Source organism: Gilliamella sp. ESL0254 (genome assembly GCF_013344985.1).
Taxonomy (GTDB): domain Bacteria; phylum Pseudomonadota; class Gammaproteobacteria; order Enterobacterales; family Orbaceae; genus Gilliamella; species Gilliamella bombicola.
Genome location: NZ_JAAEDU010000001.1, coordinates 405,311 through 426,945, shown reverse-complemented (window position 1 = coordinate 426,945; position 21,635 = coordinate 405,311). Strand labels below are relative to the sequence as shown.

At 36.3% G+C, this 21,635-nt stretch carries 18 protein-coding genes, 1 CRISPR repeat array and 1 riboswitch (1 of these 20 cut by a window edge); of the genes, 7 read left to right on the top strand and 11 right to left on the bottom strand.

The window, feature by feature from the left end:
* The first annotated feature begins 281 nt into the window (after positions 1-281).
* Together srmB and GYX25_RS01855 are read left to right on the top strand one after the other, a co-directional pair.
* Positions 282-1,586, top strand: a complete 1,305-nt coding sequence (gene srmB, locus GYX25_RS01860) for an ATP-dependent RNA helicase SrmB (RefSeq protein ID WP_091349593.1) — start codon at positions 282-284, stop codon at positions 1,584-1,586.
* Between the two features lie 124 nt (positions 1,587-1,710).
* Positions 1,711-2,313, top strand: coding sequence for a peroxiredoxin C (locus GYX25_RS01855; protein WP_091349591.1), 603 nt, complete (start codon positions 1,711-1,713; stop codon positions 2,311-2,313).
* 94 nt (positions 2,314-2,407) lie between these two features.
* Here the strand turns inward: GYX25_RS01855 and GYX25_RS01850 are convergent, their stop codons facing one another.
* Together GYX25_RS01850 and GYX25_RS01845 are read right to left on the bottom strand one after the other, a co-directional pair.
* Positions 2,408-2,722: a DMT family transporter gene (locus GYX25_RS01850; RefSeq protein ID WP_091349588.1), complete on the bottom strand. Its 315-nt coding sequence runs from the start codon at positions 2,720-2,722 to the stop codon at positions 2,408-2,410.
* A 26-nt stretch (positions 2,723-2,748) separates the two neighbouring features.
* Positions 2,749-3,063 carry an SMR family transporter gene (locus tag GYX25_RS01845; RefSeq protein WP_091349762.1) on the bottom strand — a complete coding sequence of 105 codons (315 nt, stop codon included), beginning with the start codon at positions 3,061-3,063 and terminating at the stop codon, positions 2,749-2,751.
* A gap of 574 nt (positions 3,064-3,637) precedes the next feature.
* Between GYX25_RS01845 and GYX25_RS01840 the strand changes: the two genes are divergently transcribed.
* The 3 genes from GYX25_RS01840 to GYX25_RS01830 are packed head-to-tail and all read left to right on the top strand — an operon-like array spanning position 3,638 to position 5,872.
* Positions 3,638-4,294 (top strand): nucleoside recognition domain-containing protein, encoded by a 657-nt coding sequence (locus GYX25_RS01840; RefSeq protein WP_065639206.1) that lies wholly within the window; start codon positions 3,638-3,640, stop codon positions 4,292-4,294.
* Entirely contained in the window at positions 4,287-4,754 is a 468-nt protein-coding gene (locus GYX25_RS01835; protein WP_091349585.1) for a YjiG family protein, read from the top strand. The genes GYX25_RS01840 and GYX25_RS01835 overlap by 8 nt, the downstream gene beginning before the upstream one ends.
* A gap of 14 nt (positions 4,755-4,768) precedes the next feature.
* A complete protein-coding gene (locus GYX25_RS01830; protein ID WP_174786551.1) occupies positions 4,769-5,872 on the top strand; it encodes a M20 peptidase aminoacylase family protein in 1,104 nt (367 codons plus the stop codon).
* A 187-nt stretch (positions 5,873-6,059) separates the two neighbouring features.
* Here GYX25_RS01830 and GYX25_RS01825 read toward each other — a convergent pair whose 3' ends face one another.
* From GYX25_RS01825 to eco, 8 genes are all read right to left on the bottom strand, one after another.
* The gene (locus GYX25_RS01825; protein WP_174786550.1) at positions 6,060-8,303 is read right to left on the bottom strand and encodes a TonB-dependent siderophore receptor; all 2,244 of its coding nucleotides are present in this window, start codon (positions 8,301-8,303) and stop codon (positions 6,060-6,062) included.
* Positions 8,304-8,385: 82 nt separating this feature from the next.
* On the bottom strand, positions 8,386-9,315 hold the full coding sequence (locus GYX25_RS01820) for an alpha/beta hydrolase (RefSeq protein ID WP_160402435.1): 930 nt from the start codon (positions 9,313-9,315) through the stop codon (positions 8,386-8,388).
* A 213-nt stretch (positions 9,316-9,528) separates the two neighbouring features.
* Complete coding sequence (gene ribB / locus GYX25_RS01815) at positions 9,529-10,167, bottom strand: 3,4-dihydroxy-2-butanone-4-phosphate synthase (protein ID WP_174786549.1); 639 nt, start codon at positions 10,165-10,167, stop codon at positions 9,529-9,531.
* Positions 10,168-10,354: 187 nt separating this feature from the next.
* Positions 10,355-10,531, bottom strand: a riboswitch (FMN riboswitch).
* A gap of 110 nt (positions 10,532-10,641) precedes the next feature.
* Positions 10,642-11,643 (bottom strand): ABC transporter permease subunit, encoded by a 1,002-nt coding sequence (locus GYX25_RS01810; protein ID WP_202983798.1) that lies wholly within the window; start codon positions 11,641-11,643, stop codon positions 10,642-10,644.
* Positions 11,644-12,555, bottom strand: coding sequence for an ABC transporter permease subunit (locus GYX25_RS01805; protein ID WP_091349757.1), 912 nt, complete (start codon positions 12,553-12,555; stop codon positions 11,644-11,646). It lies immediately after the preceding gene.
* A 279-nt stretch (positions 12,556-12,834) separates the two neighbouring features.
* Entirely contained in the window at positions 12,835-13,971 is a 1,137-nt protein-coding gene (potG, locus tag GYX25_RS01800) for a putrescine ABC transporter ATP-binding subunit PotG (protein WP_245176386.1), read from the bottom strand.
* Positions 13,972-14,076: 105 nt separating this feature from the next.
* Entirely contained in the window at positions 14,077-15,186 is a 1,110-nt protein-coding gene (locus tag GYX25_RS01795; RefSeq protein WP_091349568.1) for an extracellular solute-binding protein, read from the bottom strand.
* A gap of 340 nt (positions 15,187-15,526) precedes the next feature.
* Entirely contained in the window at positions 15,527-16,021 is a 495-nt protein-coding gene (gene eco, locus GYX25_RS01790) for a serine protease inhibitor ecotin (RefSeq protein ID WP_174786548.1), read from the bottom strand.
* A gap of 103 nt (positions 16,022-16,124) precedes the next feature.
* Between eco and ydiK the strand changes: the two genes are divergently transcribed.
* Together ydiK and pssA are read left to right on the top strand one after the other, a co-directional pair.
* Positions 16,125-17,177: an AI-2E family transporter YdiK gene (gene ydiK / locus GYX25_RS01785; RefSeq protein WP_091349564.1), complete on the top strand. Its 1,053-nt coding sequence runs from the start codon at positions 16,125-16,127 to the stop codon at positions 17,175-17,177.
* A 184-nt stretch (positions 17,178-17,361) separates the two neighbouring features.
* Positions 17,362-18,717: a CDP-diacylglycerol--serine O-phosphatidyltransferase gene (gene pssA / locus GYX25_RS01780; RefSeq protein WP_091349561.1), complete on the top strand. Its 1,356-nt coding sequence runs from the start codon at positions 17,362-17,364 to the stop codon at positions 18,715-18,717.
* 286 nt (positions 18,718-19,003) lie between these two features.
* Here the strand turns inward: pssA and GYX25_RS01775 are convergent, their stop codons facing one another.
* The gene (locus tag GYX25_RS01775) at positions 19,004-20,716 is read right to left on the bottom strand and encodes a hypothetical protein (RefSeq protein ID WP_174786547.1); all 1,713 of its coding nucleotides are present in this window, start codon (positions 20,714-20,716) and stop codon (positions 19,004-19,006) included.
* Between the two features lie 709 nt (positions 20,717-21,425).
* Positions 21,426-21,635: a CRISPR direct-repeat array (repeat unit 28 nt; unit sequence TTTCTAAACCGCCTACACGGCGTTAAGG); it runs 58 nt beyond the window's last position.

The following is a 21,635-nucleotide window of genomic DNA, read 5'->3' as shown; positions in this document are numbered from 1 at the left end:
CCAAACTATTTAAATTAATTTAATGTCTACAGTGTAAACAAATAATCATTTCGTATGGCATAACCACGCCTTAATCTTACCATAAATAACCAATGATGATAAGTTTTGCTGAAATAAAGCGCATAATTATCAGACATACAGACAGACTGTTAAATCACAAAAAATTACCAGCAATTAAACACCTCACAAAGAACGAATAATAATCCATCACACTTTTATTGATTGTAGTTATAACAATTGCCGTTATAATGTGCCCTATAATTTTAGATAACAAGAACACTATGACAGCACACACTTTTTCTGATTTAGAATTAGATGATATATTAATTCACAATCTTCAAGCACAAAATATAAATACTCCAACAGTTATACAAGCGCAAACCATTCCCGTTGCTTTAGATGGCAAGGATATTTTAGGTTCCGCTCCCACTGGTACCGGTAAAACACTGGCTTTTTTAATTCCTGCTGTACAACATTTATTGGACTTTCCACGCCGTAAACCTGGTCCACCACGAATTTTGATATTAACACCAACACGAGAGCTTGCTATGCAAATTGCTGAACAAGCCAAATTATTAACAGAATCGACACATTTAAGCATTGCAACTATTACCGGCGGTGTTGCGTATATGAATCACGCCGAAGTATTTAGCAAAAATCAAGATATTGTTATTGCTACAACCGGTCGTTTATTACAGTATATAAAAGAAGAAAATTTTGATTGTCGAGCTGTTGAAATGTTGATTTTAGATGAAGCGGATCGCATGCTAGACATGGGCTTTTCGCAAGATGTTGAAACCATATCAGCCGAAACTCGCTGGCGTAAGCAAACCTTATTATTCTCAGCGACACTTGAAGGCGAAGGACTACATAATTTTGCTAGTCGAATTTTGAATGCACCAATCGAAATCAACGCTGACCCGTCGCGTAAAGAACGCAAAAAGATCTTACAATTTTATTATCGTGCTGACGATCTCACTCACAAAGTAGCACTGCTTACTCATTTGTTAAAACAAGAAGAATTTAAAAAAACAATTGTATTTGTTCGTAAACGTGAACGTGTGCACGAATTAGTTAGCATGCTGCATCAAGCAGGTATACATAGTTGCTACTTAGAAGGCGAAATGGTACAAGCAAAACGCAACGAAGCAATCAAAAGAATTAGTAATAATACCGTTAATGTACTGGTTGCAACTGATGTTGCAGCGCGTGGGATTGATATTGACGATATAACCCACGTTATTAATTTTGATGCCCCGAAAACCGCCGATATTTACTTGCACCGCATTGGTCGCACAGCTCGCGCTGGGAAAAAAGGTACTGCAATAACACTAGTCGAAGCACATGATAACGAATTACTACAAAAAATTGAGCGTTACATTCAAGAACCGATCAAATTAAGAACAATTGACGAATTGCGTCCTAAAACAAAAGCGCCAAAACCAGCAACTAAGAAAAAGCCTTCACAAAAGGCAAAATTAAAAAACGCCAACAAAAAAGAAGATGTCAAAAAGAAAAAAGTAAAGCAACGCCATCGAGATACCAAAAATAAAGGCAAACCCAAAAAATCAATAATTAATGCCTAACAATAACTCACACATTAATAGTTTAAAGTTATGGTATCAATTGTTTATAACAACTTGGACAATAAGTTTAAATCGCTATAATACGTAGCAACAAATTTGCACTAATACATAGGAGAAAAAACGCATGACATTAGTCACTCGTAAAGCACCAGATTTCACATCAGCAGCTGTTTTAGGTTCTGGTGAAATAGTTAACAACTTCAATTTATCACAACATATTCAAGGTAAATATGCTGTTGTATTCTTTTGGCCAATGGACTTCACTTTTGTTTGTCCATCAGAAATCATTGCATTTGATCACCGCCTAGAAGAATTTAAAAAACGAGGAGTTGAAGTAATTGGTGTTTCAATGGACTCAGAATACGTGCACAATGCATGGCGCAATACCCCACAAGACAAAGGCGGTATTGGCGAAGTCAAATTCCCAATTGTTGCCGATGTTAAACACTCAATTATGCAAGCTTATGGTATTGAACATCCTGAAGCCGGTGTTGCATTACGTGCTTCATTCTTTATTGATAAAGAAGGTATTGTACGTCATGAAACTATTAACGATTTACCTATTGGTCGCAACATTGACGAAATGATTCGTATTGTTGATGCACTTCAATTCCATGAAGAGCACGGCGAAGTATGTCCTGCGCAATGGACAAAAGGTAAAAAAGGCATGAAAGCGAATCCAAACGGCGTTGCTAGTTTCTTAAAAGAGCATGCTAACGAAATCTAATTTCTGTTTATTCATCCAATGATCTTCATTTACATTTTACATTGCCGGAGTTTATCTCCGGTTTTTTTATCCTCAAAAAATTAATAGAAAATAATCATAAAGTAACATGTAAACCTACAACACCAATAATAATAATAGAAAGCCCACACAAACGAGGAAAGTTTCTAGGCTCATTAAACAACAACATATTAGCTAACACAGCACCCGATGTACCAAGTCCCACCCAAACAGGATATACAATACTTAAATCAAGATAATGAAGCGAAAAATAAAAAAGGACAAAAGAAACAAAAAATCCCCCCCAATATAACGCAAGTCTAAACAAATTTTTTTGCTCAGCATATAACTTAAGGCCAATCGCACCAGCAACTTCAAAAACTGAAGCGATCAATATCAACAGCCATCCCATGATTAAAATTGTCCTTTATTATAATATTAACTATCGGCTCGTTTGAGTTGTATAACACCAATAATAATTAGTGCTACAAAAAAAAGTTGAATTAATTTAATCTCTTTTCCAAAAAGCAACATATCAATTGCAGTTGCTCCAATTGCACCAACTCCCGAAAATATGGCATAAACCGTACCTGTAGGGATTGTCTTACAAGCATTAGTCAAAAACGTAAAATCCACAACAATGAGAAACACAATAATACCCCATTGCCAAAGCTCGGTTGCGATACTAAATCCTAGAATCCAACATAATTCAAAAAAGCAGGTCAGCATCACAAATGCCCACTCTCTATTCACGCTAAACATAGCTACCTCGCTTCGTTATTTTATTTTTGCCGTAGCAATCTATTTTTTTACTGCAATCTATTTTAAGTATAATGCTTGATTATGCTCTATTGCTGATAAGCAATGACAAAACAAAAGATGGTTCGCAAATAAAAGGATCTGCCACCAAAAGATGTCAATTGTTATATACTCCTAACGATTAAACCAAAATCGCTTAACGTTTATGAAACATCTTAACAATTTTTATTCTTATTTTTCAAATAAGTAAATAATTCTATAATGAAGAATTACAAATGGCAAGGACAAAATTGTATAATTCAACATTTTACCATTTATACAAACTCTCCTCTGCCACCTTTATAGGCCGATTTTTTTGCAAGATATAAACGAAACAGATGAATTGTTAGAAAAAAATAAAAATAGTTATATCTTTTTCAATTTAATTTAGAATCGTTATAGAATAATAAAATAGCACTTTTGGGCTATTTTATAAGTAAAACATGAAGTAGACGTTTTTTTACACTTCTAAAATATCACCATTTATAGGATATATCAGTAGTTTAAATCAAATGAAAAGGAAGATAGCATGTCAAAAAAATCGGACAATGAGTTCAAAGTAGGTATAAAAGCCTATGTGTCACTGGTAGTGGCAATTTTGTTTTTTTCGGGGTTGTTTTTTAATGTAGAGGGAAAAGAATGGCTAGGTGCATTTGATTTTACTAGCTTAAGCGGTAAATTTGGCACCATGCTTCATCCTGAAAAGAACACCTTTGTAGGTGAAGGGGGTAACAGTGCTAGAGCTGGCTTTATTTTTGCTTTATCTCTTATACCAACGGTTATGTTAGCTTTAGGCGTGTTAGAAATCTTTACCCATTACGGCACAATCCGTGCAGCACACAAATTGTTAACACCATTATTAAAACCAATCTTAGGTGTTCCGGGCAAAACTGGACTTGCATTAATTACCGATCTACAAAGTACTGATGCAGGTGCAGTATTAACCAAAGAATTATATGATGAAAAGCAAATTACCAAAAAGGATCTAATCATCATTAGTGCTTGGCAATATTCTGGTGCAGGTTTAATCAATAACTACTTTTCGATTGGTTCAGCATTATTTGCCTCAATGACCGTGGCTATTTTTATTCCTCTTGTCATTATGTTAGTGCTTAAATTTGTTGGTGCCATACTTGTTCGCTTGGTATTAAATTCAATTTATAAAAAGGATTTTATCAATGAGTAATTCACAAAAACAAACAAATAACCCTTTAGATATTTTTGTTATTGGTGCACGCAAAGGATTCAATATCGCCATTAATAATTTAATGCCAAACATCTTAATGGCATTTGTTATCACCGAAATTCTAAAACGTTTAGGTATAATGCAATTTATTGGAACTTATTGCGCACCAGTCATGGAAATTTTTGGCCTACCAGGCGAAGCCATTACCGTACTATTGACCGCATGGTTATCAGCATCAGCGGGAACTGGTGTTGCCGTTAACTTATTTACTAGTGGCACACTCAATGCGACAGCAATAACCATTCTTGCTCCTGCTATTTTCTTAATGGGCTCACAATTGCAATATATGGGACGATTATTAGGCGTTGCAGATGTACCTAAAAAATACTGGCCTTTACTCATGTTAAACAGTATTTTTAATGCACTAATTGCAATGGTTATTATGCGATTTATTGTTTGATAAAGGAGATCTCAATGTCTAATGTATTAGAACATTATCAATATTTACATCAAATTCCGGAATTGGGATTTGAAGAACACAAAACATCGGCATATATTGCACAGCAGCTTGAACAAGCCGGCTATACAGTAACTCGCAATGTTAATAACACAACTGGCATAGTTGCCCAATATGATAGCGGAAAACCGGGTCCTGTTCTGGCTTTACGAGCTGATATGGATGCATTGGGTCATATCATTGATGGTAAGCATTGTGCAAGGCACACATGTGGTCATGATGGCCACTCATCAATATTATTAACTGCGGCACAAGAACTAATAAAAGAAAACAACATCAAAAAAGGACGATTAAAACTGATCTTCCAACCAGCTGAAGAGCTTGGTTCAGGCGCTTTAGCCATGATTGAAGGTGGCGTTATTGACGATGTTGACATGATTATCGGCTTACATTTACGCCCTAAAGATGAATGTCCTAAAGGCTTTGCCTCAGCAGCCATGTACTATTCGGCATCCACTACTGTTGAAGCAAATATTCATGGAATACCTGCGCATGGTGCTCGCCCACATTTAGGCATTAATGCACTTGATGCAGCAACACTTGCCATTCAAGCGGTTAACACCATTCACCTTGCACCAAGTTTAACTTATAGTGTCAAAGCAACACGTTGCATTTGTGATGCAGGAGTAACTAATGCCATTCCATCTGAAGCGTATGTATGTTGGGATCTAAGAACCTCAACAAACCCAGCTATGAATGAGCTCAAAGCCAAAACTCTAAATGCAATAAAACTCAGTGTTGAATCTATCGGTGCCAAAGTGGATATCAATGTCACTAAAGAGATCCCAGCTGCTGAAATTGATAACGATGTCACCAAAATTATTGCCGAAGCAATTGTTGATGTACTTGGAAAAGAAGGTTTAAAAGATCCAATCTTTACTCCAGGTGGAGAAGATTTTTTCAACTATCCATGTCAACGCAATGTCAAAGCTGGTTTTTGGGGATTAGGTGCTGATTTAACCCCAGGATTACATCATCCAGAAATGAAATTCGACACTTCAGCATTAGAAAACGGCGTCAAAATAACAAAAGCCTGTGCATTAAAAGTTTTGGGTAAATAATCTTTACTTTACCAAATAACTGATGGAGTTTGTTAACTAAAGCTAACATCTATACAAATTATACAGGTACTCAATATTTCGTTTTGTATATATTGAAATTATTTTGTAGATAGATTTAAAAGGAACTTCTAAAATATCCGCCAAGTAATTATTTTACATGGCGGCTTATTTTTTGATTCAAATAAACTTAAAATGAAATACTGGTACTAACAAAAAATGTGCGACCCGGTTCATTATAAGTTGCAGCACCGGCACCAGATACCGTAATTTTCCCTGTTTTTGGATGTTTGAGCGATGAAGCATTTCCTTCACGGAATAAACGTTTATTCAATAAATTATCGACACCTAATGTCAACGAAGCATTTTGATTAAATTGATATTGACTACTAAAATTTAAAATGGAATATGGGCTAAGTTGATGCGTTGAGCTATTAGTCGCCTTTTCACCAAAATAATCATATTTCTTAGGTCTTTGTTTACCGTACCACGTGACAGATGTTAAAAATGATAGTTTATCTGTCACTTGCCAATCAAATGATGAATTTAAAGTATATTTGGGAATAATCGATAAATAATCACCTGTTTGTTTGTTTTTTGACTGCAACATCCAAGTTAAATTATTACGCCAATTAATTTTATTCGTAACAGGTACAGTTAAACTTCCTTCAACCCCGTCAACAACAGATTTAGGAACATTTTGCCATTGAAATATATTTGATTCTCTAAATTTTTTATCACCACCTATTGCATGTCCAATAGGGGTTATTCCTGATTCGATTTTATTCCGATAATCATTACGGAAGTAAGTCACACCGGCAATTATCCCCTTATTATCATGAAATTCTAAACCAATTTCTTTATTAACACTTGTTTCGGCTTTTAAATGGTCATTACCAATTAAATAACAGCTACCACCAGCGCCATAACAACCTTGTCCACGGCTATAGAGTAAATAATTAGGATTAGATTGATACAAATTAGGTGCCTTATAAGCTCTAGCAATCCCTAACTTTAACGACAAATAATCATTTAATTCTTGCACCAAATTTAAAGCAGGACTCCAGTTACGACCTGATTGACTGTGATAATTAAATCTTAATGCAGGAGTTAAGATGGTAGATGATGTTAGCTCAATATTATTTTCAATAAATACTCCCCACAAATTTGCAGAAGAATATTCACTACGTTCAACTTCTTTAATCCAAGGAATACGACCACCTTCTTTAACTTCTTGCGTGTTTGAGCTTGGATCTTTCATACGTTGATGATTATATTCAGCACCAACAGTCACCGTTTGAGGTACAACAATAGTTAACGGCAAATTGGTTTCATGATGTAAGGTGACATTATTATATTTAATTGTTGAAAATTCATTATCACTAAATCGCCCTTCTGTTCCACCCGCTAATCCTTCGTTTAAACGACTATTTCGCGTTTTTTCGCTTTGAATATAAGACAACATACTGATACCACTATCCCAATATCCTCGATGGGTAAGAGCATAGTTTTGACGATACATTCTATTGGTTTCATGATTGTATAGACGACTGACTAACTGATCTGGATTATTATTTTGCGTATCACCAGCATAAATATTACCTTGCCGACTAATACCAGCTTCAAACTCTAAAGATTGTTTATCGGTAATATCCCAGCGAAGTAGCCCGTTAAGATCTTTATTACGAACTCCTTCTCGACCTGCACTTACTGATGTTGGATTAATTTGATATTTTTGATTTATATCCCAATCATCTGCATCTGTTTTATTAATATTACCATATAAACGCATACTCAAATTATCAGTCAATCCACCAGTTAATAAAAAATCAGTTCTCTTAGAATTCCCTTCTTCACTGTGAACAGGCAAACTAATATAACTATTTAATGAACCATGCCATATATTTGTAGGTTGTTTAGTAATAATATTAATCACCCCACCCGCAGCTCCATCACCATAACGAGCAGCAGCAGGACCTCGAATCACATCAATACGCTCGATAATATCAGCAGGAACCCAGTTACTATCACCTCGGGTATCTCGTTCACCTCTCCATCCATATCGAACAGACATACGGCTTTTTACCGGTTTACCATCAATTAAAATAAGTGTATTTTCTGGGCCCATACCACGAATATCAATCTGACGATTATTACCTCGTTGACCACTCGTTGAATTACCCGTTAAATTAACTCCGGGCATAGTACGGATAATTTCTGAAAGATCATTCTTTGGCGGCACTTTTTTGATATCTTGCTGAGTAATAATTGAAGTACCAAGCGCTTGTCTTGTTTGTTCTGCGGCAGTAATAACCATAACATCATCAGAATCAACCATTTTATCCGTTGAAGATTTTTGTTCATCAGCATAAGCGCAATGACACACTAAGCTAATTAAAAAGGATAAAAGACAAGTCTGTTTATATTTTAACATTACATTTCCCTATAATAAGATTCAACACATCTTTAATTAATAATAATTATCATTATCAATTTTGTAAAGGATTGAAACCTAATTAACGTTGAAATCCAATTTGGATACCATCTTGTAAAGCAATCATCGCTGAAGTTTTATGTGTTTGATTTGGATAAACGACATAACTGAGACGTAAATTTGAAATATTAGCCTGTTTTAGTTTTTCAAATAACTTTGTTATAGAATCAACCATTTTACGGTTTTGTCGATGCTTTAATAATTCTTCTTGTTTTATTTTGGATAGGCTTTTTTCAACTTCACTCAGAGATTGTTCACTACCACCTACAGAGATTAATAGATTAGTAGGTTGTTTTAAAACATGGCTATTTGGATTCTTAATGAATTGATCAAGCGTATCAAAAAGATATCCTCCACTAAACCACAACGAAGGACTTGATACGACATAAGTGTTGAAAACAGGTGGTTTGGTAAAAAAACAATACAATGCAAATAACCCACCGTATGAATGTCCAAAAATAGATTGTTTATGGGGATTAATAGCAAATCTTTTTTCCATAGCAGGTTTGAGCTCTTGCGAAATAAAACTAAAAAAAGCATCAGCACCGCCATACTGCTTAGGAAAGTTGATTTCTTTATTTGGGAGCACTTCTAAAGTATATACTTCTGGTTTGGGTAAATCATCAAGCGCTCGTCTACTTTCACCAAAATAATCAATAGCAACAATAATGCCATCTTGAATAATACAGCGTTCACACGTTTGAGTTGTTAATATATTATTCGCCGTTAAAAAGTAACTATCGCCATCTAACAGATAAATAATAGGCCATCCATCTTTAGGTATAGGTTTATTTGGTGAATAGATAGTAATTTTATAATCACCAATATATTTGGAATGAAATCTCTCCACGCTTACATTTTGTATAACAAGAGGATTAAATTTTGATGAGTTTGCTTGACAAGCAGTAAGCAATAAAAAAGCAAACAAATTGATAAGAAACAAACGTTGCATCATCATCCTAAATTAATAATGAGAATTATTAACAATTGTACATTAACAATGCAATTAATCGTAGTTTTATATGACAGTTATTATATTAACTAGCGTTTTTTTAATCTTAAATAACTAGCCATATTCCCCCTACAATTCAGCAGAATATGGCGATGTTCAATAATATTATTAAGCTATTTATACCGCTGTACTATTTGCTATTGTACAGTTGTATTACATTGATTTACGATACTCAACAATATCTTCAATGGTCACAACGGGCATATGATATTGTTTAGCAAACATAACCACTTCAGGTGCTCTTGCCATAGTACCATCATCGTTGGTTAACTCACACAGAACTGCGGCAGGTTTTAAACCTGCTAATGTCACTAAATCAATCGACGCTTCAGTATGGCCTCGGCGAACTAGAACACCGCCCTCTTTAGCAACTAAAGGAAACACATGCCCTGGATGATTCAGATCGCTCGGCTTAGCATTGTCATTCACCGCCGCCTTAATAGTTGTAACGCGATCAGCAGCTGATACACCAGTTGTAACTCCATTAGCGGCTTCAATCGAAATAGTAAATGCTGTATTGTTTTTGCTAGTGTTATTTTCCACCATCATTGGCAAATGCAACTCTTCACAACGTTTTTGTGGCAAACATAAACAAACAATACCACTGCCGTAACGAATAGTCAGTGCCATTTGCTGGCTAGTAATGGACTCGGCAGCCCAAATAATATCGCCTTCGTTTTCACGGTCTTCATCGTCTAAAACCAACACACCTTGACCGGCTTGAATTGATGCGATCGCTTTTTTGACACGTTCGATGGGTGTGCCAAACTCATTTAAATTAAACTGATTCATGGTAAATACCTATATATTTTCACTTGCTCATTTCATTATTTACTTAATCAACTTTAAATAACCGTTTAACCATTTAACAATGATCTATTTAGCCATTAAATTAATTAAGTACAAATAAATAAAATACCAGAATCAGGGCAGTGCTCGACTAGCATGGTTTTGCCTTTCAGCAAATATTGGAAAGATAAGCAACTCTCTTTTATCCAGACTTTAACTGTCGGCTTTGGAATTTCACCAAATCTGCTTGACCTTAACCCGTCAAAATTAACTGAACAATAAAAAAATCACCACAGTTAACAAGACAAATTAAGCGCTCGTGGGCTATACCACCGGTGGGGACTTACACCCCGCCCTGAGAATTTTGCCAAAAAGATTGACAAGTCACACTATAATACAAAATGATAAAAAAAACACGGAGATTTTAAAACGAAATATTGCCGCAAAGCGCGGCAATCATAGAAAGTACGGTGTGTATTAATGCATACGAGATTCATTTATTCGACGTCGTTCAGCTTGACGCATCCATAACCATGAAATAAACCCGATAATACCAACTATCAATAAAATAATAGTTGCAAGCGCATTAACTTGCGGATCGACGCCTAATTTCACTTTTGCAAAGATCAACTTCGGTAAGGTCATTGCTCCTGGCCCCGTTACGAAATTAGCAATCACCACATCATCAAGAGACAAAGTAAAGGCTAATAACCAACCAGAAACTAATGCCGGTGCAATCATTGGCAATGTAATAATAAAGAACACTTTCAATGGATTAGCACCTAAATCTAAAGCGGCTTCTTCAATTGATTTATCAAGTTCACGGAGCCTTGCACTAATCACCACTGTCACATAAGCCATACAGAAGGTCGTATGCGCCATCCAAATAGTAATTGCGCCACGGTCTTTTGGCCACCCAAGAATTTGTCCCATACCGACAAATAAAAGCAATAATGCCAATCCTGTAATAATATCAGGCATAACAAGCGGTGCTGTTGTCATAAATGAAAACAGATTTGCCCCTTTAAATCGTTTAAAGCGAACAACAGCATAAGAAGCAAGCGTACCTAAAATTGTTGCAAAAGTCGCTGCACATGCGGCAATTGCTAAACTCAGGCCAACAGCTTTAAATAGCTCTTCATTATGCATTAGCTCAAAGTACCATTTAGTTGAAAATTCAGCCCACACCGTAACTAAGCGAGAACTATTAAATGAATAAACAATTAAAATAATCATTGGGATATATAAAAAAGAAAATACCACCAATAAAATAAGTCCTTTAAGGCATCGAAAAATGAGCGATAATGTCACAATCACTGTCACAATAAAACTAAAGATCAAACAGTTAACATATAAGCTCATATCGATAAGCAGATTTAACCCAGCCGAACTAATCAATATCGATAGTACTAACGAACCCAATAGCAATGAAATAAATACAATCACAGAAGATCGCAAAATAACAGGTAAATCATTCATCTATTTACCCTCCATTTGTCGGCTTTGAAACTTATTGAAATAGTAAATTGGCACTATTAAAATCAACAACATAACTGTCGCAACAGCAGATGCTGCCGGCCAATCAGTATCCCGAGAGAATATAGTCCAAATTTGCGTACCAATCATGATACTTTGAGATGGTCCTAATAATTCAGGTATCACATATTCACCAACGGCCGGAATAAACACCAGCATACCGCCTGCAATAATACCATTTTTGGTAAGTGGCACAATAATCTTGAAAAAGGTCCTTATTGGCTTACAACCTAAATCTAATGCAGCTTCAATTAACGTCGAATCCACTTTGCTTAATGAAGTATAAATAGGTAACACAACAAACGGTAAATAAGAATACACAATACCAATATAAACTGCCAAATAAGTCTTTATAATCACCAGCGGTTGATCAATAACCCCTAACCACATTAAAAAGTGATTTAACAAGCCTTCTTGATTTAAAATACCGATCCACGCATAAACTCGAATTAAAAATGACGTCCAAGACGGCAAAATAATCAACAATAATAGAATATTACGTGTAGATTGTTTACATTTTGAAATTGCCCATGCTAATGGGTAACCAATTAAAATACATAATATGGTTGAAATAGCCGCAATTTTTAATGATTCTAAATAAGACTCAATATAAATATTATCAGTAACTAAGTTAATATAATAACCAAAGTTCAAAGCAATATTTAGCAATCCGTCATCGAAACTAAACAAATCAGTATAAGGCGGAATCGTAAAGATTTTTTCAGAAAAACTAATCCTAAATACAATTAAAAATGGCAATAAAAAGAGCAAAAGCATCCATAAATAAGGAATGGCAATAACAATTAACCGTCCATAAAGAGTCATTAGATCGGCTTCTGAGCGTTGTTGTTGCATTTTTTTATAAGCAAAATAGATTGCCACAAGCCCCGCAGGAACAAATAATATACTGCCAGCAATAATCAGCCTATAAGCAAACCTAGATGGTTTATAATTTACTAAATATAACCCCAAGCATGACAATAAAAAGCTCAATGTCATTGCGGTAAATAGCGCATCTAAAAATAAGTTATCAAACGCCCCTGTTGTTGCAAAACGCAAATAAACATTGAGCAACACAAATGCATTTAACAACAATCCTAATACAATGGATCGCATTATGATATCCTCTTATGTTTATTCAGTAAGCACAACACAACTATCTACTTCCCAACTTAAGTTAACTATGTCACCCCAAGTTGGCATGCCTTTGCGATAGCGATGCTCATTTTGTAGCTGTGCAATGATAATTTGTCCACTTGGTAATTTAACGTGATAAATCGACAGATCCCCAAGGTAAGCGATTTCAACGACTTCACCAGTTGCCACATTGTAGCCATCTTCTGGGATTTCGTCGCATAGTTTAATTTTTTCTGGACGTAGTGCGACTTGTGTTGGCACACCTTCAACTGCAGGCGAATCATAATCGACTTTTAATGGATGCTTAATCATAGGGCAGCTAATGATCAAACCATCTTCTTGTGTTTCTTGCAAAATACCGTCAAAAACATTTACCGAACCAATAAACTCAGCACTATAACGGCAATTTGGGTGTTCATAAATCTCTTCAGGCTCGCCGATTTGTACAAATTGGCCTTTATTCATAATCGCAATGCGCCCTGCCATGGTCATGGCCTCTTCTTGGTCATGAGTTACCATCACACACGTTGCGCCCACCTGTTCTAAAATGCTCACTACTTCAAGTTGCATACGATCGCGAAGTTGTTTATCTAACGCACCCATTGGCTCATCAAGCAACAATAATTTTGGACGTTTGGCTAAACTTCTGGCTAAAGCCACACGTTGTCTTTGACCGCCAGATAATTGATGCGGTTTACGCTTACCAAATTGCTCCATATGCACAAGGGCTAACATTTCGTCAACGCGTTGTTTGATTTCGGCTTTATTTAATTTGTCTTGTTTTAAACCAAAGGCAATATTCTGCTCAACCGTCATGTGAGGAAACAGAGCATACGATTGAAACATCATATTAATTGGACGATCATAAGGTGGAACTTGCGATAAATCTTTACCATCAAGAATAATCTGCCCCGACGTAGGCTGTTCAAAACCGGCAAGCATTCGTAATAACGTAGATTTACCACTGCCTGACGCACCTAATAAAGCAAAAATTTCGCCAGTATAGATAGTCAAATTAACATCATCAACGGCATAATAATCATCATTAAAAACTTTGGTTAAATTTTTGATCTCCAATAGTGGAGTTATCATCTTTTTTTTAGGCTGTACCTGATTTGTTGTTTTATTGTTCACTCTATTTTCCTCATAACAACAAGCCAAAAAAAACGAGACGGAAAGACTCAATAGCCCATCCGTCTAGAATTATCATTTTAACGCGATATACAAAATATCAACTATTTACTTACCAGTTTTGAGTTTAGTCCACGTACGAGTAATTACGCGCTCAAGTTTAGGATCTTTAACTTGCAAAGTGAATAGTTTTTCCATCACTTCTGGTTTTGGATAAACCGCTGGATCGTTTTTCACTGCTGGTTTTACAAATTTGTCATTTGCTTCTTTATTAGCGCTAGCAAAGTTCACATCATTAGTGACTTGTGCGGCAATTTCAGGTTTCATAACAAAATTTAAAAACTCATGAGCTTCGTCAGGGTTGTCTGAATCTTTTGGAATCGCAAAGGTATCAAAAAAGACTAATGCGCCTTCTTTTGGTATTTGATAACCAATATGCACACCATTTTTCGCTTCGTTTGCTCTATCACGTGATTGTAAAATATCACCTGACCAACCTAAAATCACACAAATATCGCCATTTGCTAAATCGGTAATATATTGTGAAGAATGGAAGTAACGAATATTTGGTCTTACCTTTTCTAACAACTCATAAGCCGCACCAGTGTAATCTTTAACGTCAGTACTGTTAGGATTTTTACCTAAATATTGAAGTGCACTTGCAAAGATCTCGGTTGGTGCATCTAAAAATGCCACACCGCAATCTTTTAGTTTTTCCATATTTTCTGGTTTAAAGACTAAATCCCAGCTATCAACTGGTGCGTTTTCGCCCAAGCGTTCTTTCACTTTATCAATGTTATAGCCGATACCTGTTGTCATCCAAACATAAGGGATAGCATATTTATTGTCGGGATCATGCGTTGCCATTAATCTCATTAAATTTGGATCAAGATTTTTCCAATTTGGTAACTTACTTTTATCTAACGGTAAATAAACACCTGATTTAATTTGTTTAGCTAAAAAGCTATCAGAAGGAGAAACCACATCAAAACCAGAATGGCCCGCCATCAATTTACCTTCAAGGATTTCGTTTGAATCGTACACATCATACACAAGCTTGATGCCAGTCGCCTTTTCAAAATCCGAAATAGTATTAGAACCAATTTGACCTGCCCAATTGTAAAAATGCACAACGCGATCTTTAGCAATAGCAGATTGAGATAACGCTAGTGAAACACCAGCCACGATTGAAAGAATTGTTTTACGTTGAGTAAACATGCTCACCACTTCTCCTCTAGTTGTAGGGATATTACATGTTAGACACAAGCCCATTGCAAAGACACAACGGACCCCCAAATTTTGCTATCGACGATGTTAACAATGATATAAATAACCAATATCACAATCGCCGAGCGAAACCGAGGTAATCAGGCAATCACAAGTCATTAATAAAATAAATGAACGAGTAGAGCTAACCTTGCATTACGAGGGATAAAATACCTTTTTTTTTCAAGATGTCTACTTAAAAAATCAAATATTAAAACTTTCGCAACTGAGTGGCTATGTTTTAACCACTCAAGGGGTAATTGACCACCATTTAGCAATTAATTAACCGCTATTATTCGACAGTAGCTTGCATGATTTTGGTATTAGGTTGCCAAACGCGGTATTTAACTTGCAAATCGTTTGGCACATAAAAAACTAACGGTAAACTACTGTTATAATTCAATAAACCTAAATTATGGTTAATTGTCACAAATTGATTTTTATTAGAACCTTCTGGGCAAGCCATTAAGGTTGACAGGTTACCAACGGTCTTTTCAACCACATAATAAGAGTATCCCCAACCTTTAAGCTCTTCTTGCTTAACTACGCCACCTAAATTATGGAAATTACAATCAACATTCATCTCTTTACCAATGATCACTTCAACTTTTGTATTGTTCTCATTAGCAATAGCAGGCAAATGGATAGCATAACGCGTAAAGCCAACTTGAGCTGCAGGAAATGGCGCTGTATCATTGGCATTTTGCGCAACAGGCTTCACTTTTGGGGAATTTGCACACGCGGTTAACGCAACACCTAATAATGTTAATAACAGTAATTTTTTCATTTTAAAATCTCCATTAAAATAATTAATTATAAACACCATCGTATTAATTTGAAGTGATAATGCGTATAATGACGCCATCAAGATTAATAAATATGGTAAAAAAATGCCAGCAGAAAAAAACACTACTGATTTACTCAAGTTGATTTTAAACCTGTTAATCATCGGGTTGCTAATCATTATTACCTATCGTGTTATTGAAGCATTCTTATTTGGATTCTTCTGGGCGGTAATGGTAGTCATTGCCACTTGGCCACTAATGATAAAAATTCAACAAAAGCTATTTAACAAACGCTGGTTATCGTTACTAATAATGGCACTCATATTAGCACTTGTTTGCATTATACCGTTTATATTAATTATTAGCTCGGTAGCCCAAAATGGTCACCACCTTATTGAATGGGCAAAATCACTTTCACATCAAGAGTTGCCAAAGTTAGACTGGCTAAATAACATTCCCGCTTTTGGTCCTGAACTACACCAAAAATGGTTAAACCTGATTCAAACTGATGGTTCTGACTTAGTCTCAAGCATACAACCTTATATTGGCACCATGATAGGTTGGCTACTTGAACAAGTCACCAACATTGGCATATTCATCTTTCATGCTGGCGTCATGATTATATTTAGCTTACTTCTTTTTTTAAAAGGCGAAAGTATCACAAAATACGTCTACTTACTTGCTAATCGACTATCAAAACAATACGGCACAACCACCGTCACTCTTGCAGGACAATCTATTCGCGCAGTAGCACTTGGGGTTGTGGTTACTGCTATCACCTTAGCCCTAATTGGCGGATTAAGTTTTCTATTAACCGAAATGCCATTGCCTGGTGTACTAACGCTGATCTTATTTATTTGCTGTGTGGCACAAATTGGCCCTGTGATTGTGATGCTAGGGTGCATTTTTTGGCAATTTTGGGCTGGCAATACCATTGCAGGTATCGTCTTAATTGTTGTTGCGATCATATTAACAACATTAGATAGCGTAATGCGAGCCTACTTAATAAAAAAAGGGGCTGACTTACCGTTTTTACTCATATTATTTGGCGTCATTGGCGGATTACTTGGCTTTGGTATAATGGGGTTATTTATTGGTCCAGTGGTACTAGCATTAACTTATAAAATAATTCAAACATGGGTTGATGAACAATCTTAAACCATTTATTATCACCAACAATAAAGCATAAACAGGTTGCTAAAGGTATAACGTAGTAAACTAACCTAAAGCAACTTAGCAAAAATGCACACAAATAAAAAGGAGTGTTATTCTTACTGGCCTTATTTAAATTACCTTAGATAAAATCCTAACGTAACTGGTCAGTTATAACGATAAATAGATTATGCGAATACCATTTATAAAATACAATCATCACAAGCATCTTGATGAATTAGCCAAAATTCAACAAAATGCTGACCAATACCAAATTTTATATGATCCTAAAGCATATCGACTTGCTTTAATTGAAAGCATAAAACAAGCACAAAATCGCATTTATATTGTTGCGCTCTATCTAGAACAAGATGAAGCTGGCAAAGAAATTCTTAACGAACTGTATCAAATCAAACAACAGCGTCCAAATTTAGATATCAAAATATTTGTTGACTGGCACCGCGCACAGCGGGGGCGAATTGGTGAAGACAAAGCCCACACCAACGCCAACTATTACTACCAGCTCAAACAACAACACCCTGACATCGACATCCCTATTTATGGTGTACCCGTAAACCGCCGAGAAGTGCTTGGCGTACTGCACCTAAAAGGTTTTATTATTGATAATACCGTCATATACAGCGGTGCAAGCATCAACAACGTCTATTTACATAAACTTGAAAAATACCGTTATGACCGCTACCACTTAATTACCAATCCATTATTAGCTGATAGCATGGTGCAGTTCATCAACGACCACTTTATGCCGTATGAGGCTTTACAACTACTCAATACAGGCGTACACAAAACACGCAAACAAATCAAATCCGAAATAAAAACCCTGCGCCAACACCTAATGGATGCTAGCTACCAATACAACGGCAATGCCGACAACGAAACATTATCGGTTGCGCCAATAATGGGGCTTGGGCGTAACAACTCACTCAATAAAATTATCCATCACCTAATAAATATAACCGAACAAAAAATCATTTTTTGCACGCCTTACTTTAATTTGCCTAATATTTTAGTACGCGACATCATTCGCTTACTACGCAAAGGACGTCAAGTTGAATTAATCATTGGCGACAAAGAAGCCAACGACTTCTATATCCCACCCGACCAACCCTTTAACATATCGGGCGGACTGCCTTATTTATACGAAATCAACTTAAGACACTTTATTGAACGCCTACAAAATTTTATTGATAAAGAGCAACTCACAATAAGATTATGGAAAGACGAATCTCAAACCTATCACCTAAAAGGCATCTGGGCAGATGACAATTGGGCACTCATAACCGGCAACAACCTAAACCCACGAGCGTGGCGCCTTGACCTTGAAAACGGTATACTAGTGCACGATCCAAAACAAGAATTAAGAGATAAGTTCAATCAAGAACTTAACACGATTCGTCAAAAAACAACGTTGGTTACACACTTTCAACAAATCCAAGCGAGCCAATTTTATCCTACCCAAGTCCATAAATTAATAAAGCGGCTAAGCCGCATTAAAGTGGATAGAATTATTAAGCGGTTGTTGTAAAGGCAGGATGTTTTGAAAGAGAAGATTTATTGAAAAAACAGAATAAAAACAACAACCTTAAATCAATACTGAAGGAACTGGATGTTTTTTGCCATGAACTAAAAACAATCATTCTTCACCAAAATTCTGCTTAGAAATTTAACTTACTTTGAGAAAAAAGCGCTTCTGCTGTTTAACAACAAAAGCGCAAATTCGGTCTAGGTTTAAGATTAAGGCCTACAAATAGGTGCATTCTCATCATCGCTGTAAGACAATATCGCTTTTGACAAGAAACGCACGTATAGACTTAAGGGGTAACACAAGCCATAAAGCGACTATAAGTAGTACTCTGCAGCTCAATACCCCCATCGGCTGAATAAACACTATATAGACTGCCATTATATGAATTAGCCCAATATCCTGTATCATTAGCCCAATTGTTACCAATACTAAGATTCCAATCACTACCTTCATAAAAATTATTCATAGTATTGGCAGTAAACCCCCACTCGTTAAATAATCCCCCAACCCATTTACCGCTAATATCTTTATAACTGACTTTTCGTTGACAGTTATTAATACTTCTTCCTGGTAAACCTTCAGTCCAGCCTGCTCCATTTCCATTGGTATAGTCATTTATATCGGGAATTCGATAACCATTTCCTAAACTACGGCAAAAGTTTTGAGCATCCGCATACCCATATTTTACTGTCGATCCTGGTTGAGAGATATACCAACGCTCTATCTTAAAGCTATACAGTAATTTTGTATGATTTACATCAGAATAAAGCTTAAATAACGAAGGAGAAAAAGCCTTATTACTTGAATTTATCGAAGGACCTTTTAATACAATCTTCAATGCTTCATCGCCACCAGGATAAAGATTACCACCTCTAATACAAGTTCTACATATCCTCTCCATGTCAATAGCCCAGTGTTGTGTATTCTCTTTGCTTAACGATAATGATACACCACTACCGCTAACCGCACTCACCGTTGTACCATTTGCAGCTATAACTTGTTCAGGGGAGATCCCTCCCAATAATAAATAGAAATATAACCTATCTGATCCCGTCGTCGGAAAGTTCTCTGCTATATTACTATTATTTGTGACTGCAAACCCTTTTAACGAAACCCAATTTGGACCATCCATATCCCAAATGGTAGTACCAAAAGCATGGTCATCGTAAGCTAAATTTGGTTGCGCATAGCAAGCAACTGGCCTATTCATATTGCCACTAATATAGTAACTGTGGGCATTACCCGCAAAAGTGCTACTATTAGGAACACCATATTGCGTCGATAAAGTGCCTGCAGTTGCTGTTAAGGTAAGTTTATAAGGCCCATCACAAAGATTAAACCGTTTATTCGGATTGGCTTTAACCTCTCCTGTAATATCTATACCATTTTTATCTTGCCATTTTATGGTTAACTGTCCTGTTGCATTTATATTATCATCGCCATCATCGTCATGACCATAATTATAAGGTGAAACAACTAAGTCATTTAATTGAATTTCAGGGTAATTTACCAATGGCACTATTGTTTGTATATCGGCAAATGTATCCGTTATATTTGACATCTCGATCGGTGTATTTACGTTCGATTGATCTATTGTTGCATTAGGATAAAGTGCACTATTTGCTCCCTGAGGAATATAGCTGATATTTGGCAGTCTTATTCCCAATAAGTCCTCCATACTAGCAACTTTAGTTACACCATCAATGCTTAAATATGGTGCGGAGCCTTGAATGACCTGCTGGGACTGGACTGACAACGCCTGCAAACTCCCCGAGTACGGCAGTAAAAGCAATGGCGCAAAAGCTAACAGCAACTTGGATAAGTGCCTCGTTCTCGACGAGAATATTGCCGATAAATCGGACAATTTTGCTAGACTAGGTAATAAAAAAGTGAATAGAGCCGGTTTTGGGCTACGGTGAAAATGAAAAAAATTTAGGGCATAGGTTTGGCAGGCCATATGCCATATGCCATATGCCATATGCCAAGAATGATAGCGCATTTCGATTATCCTGTCAAGTAATTTTTTGTTTTATTTGGATTTTTTATGATTAACTGCTCAACTGACTAGCATTATTTTGCTTTAATAAGCGGTTGAATTATAGTCGCTTGAATAATAATGCGCTAGTTTTTTTGTTAAAATTTTATAAAGTTTTGTTAAGGCTTGAGTCAGCTTACGTTGGTCTGTTTTGGGGAATGGTTTTTGGCGAAAAACCACTAAATAAAAACTTTAATAAAATCAATACCTTTTCTGACCGATTTTTGGCGGAAAATCAGGTCTTTTTTTGGGTTGGTGGATAGAATGAATTAGGTGCGGTGGTTTCGGACGTTTTGAGCTTAGGTGAATAAAATAGCTACAGTGACCACGTCCGAGCTAAGGGAATTAAAGCGAATTCCCTTAGCAATCCCGCGCTTTGGCTGCAGAATGTGGCCTGCGGCACTACTAGTATCATCCTGATACTCGCCTCTACGAGGCCATCTTCGCTGTGCTCAGATGTTCAAATTTGTTCCAGACAAATTTGTCCGCCGTCGCTCGGTCTTGACGCACCGTTTGTGATGCGTTCCAGACGCAGCACAAACTCGCCAAACATCCCTGTTTGGCGTGCTAACCTCGCTCTGTTGTCGGCACATTCTGACGCCGGAATAGGACAAATAGCATAACCATTTTTTGGGAAGATATTATGTTTTATAATTATACGTTTGATTTTATTTGAATTAAACGCCTACACGGCGTTAAGGATATCATCGTTGAGTATAACAATATCGGTGAATTTCTAAACCGCCTACACGGCGTTAAGGTGAAAAAACCACTAAAAACAACTGATGCCATCTTTCTAAACCGCCTACACGGCGTTAAGGAGTTGTCGCCATTTCTAAAATACCACCCAAAGTTTCTAAACCGCCTACACGGCGTTAAGGTA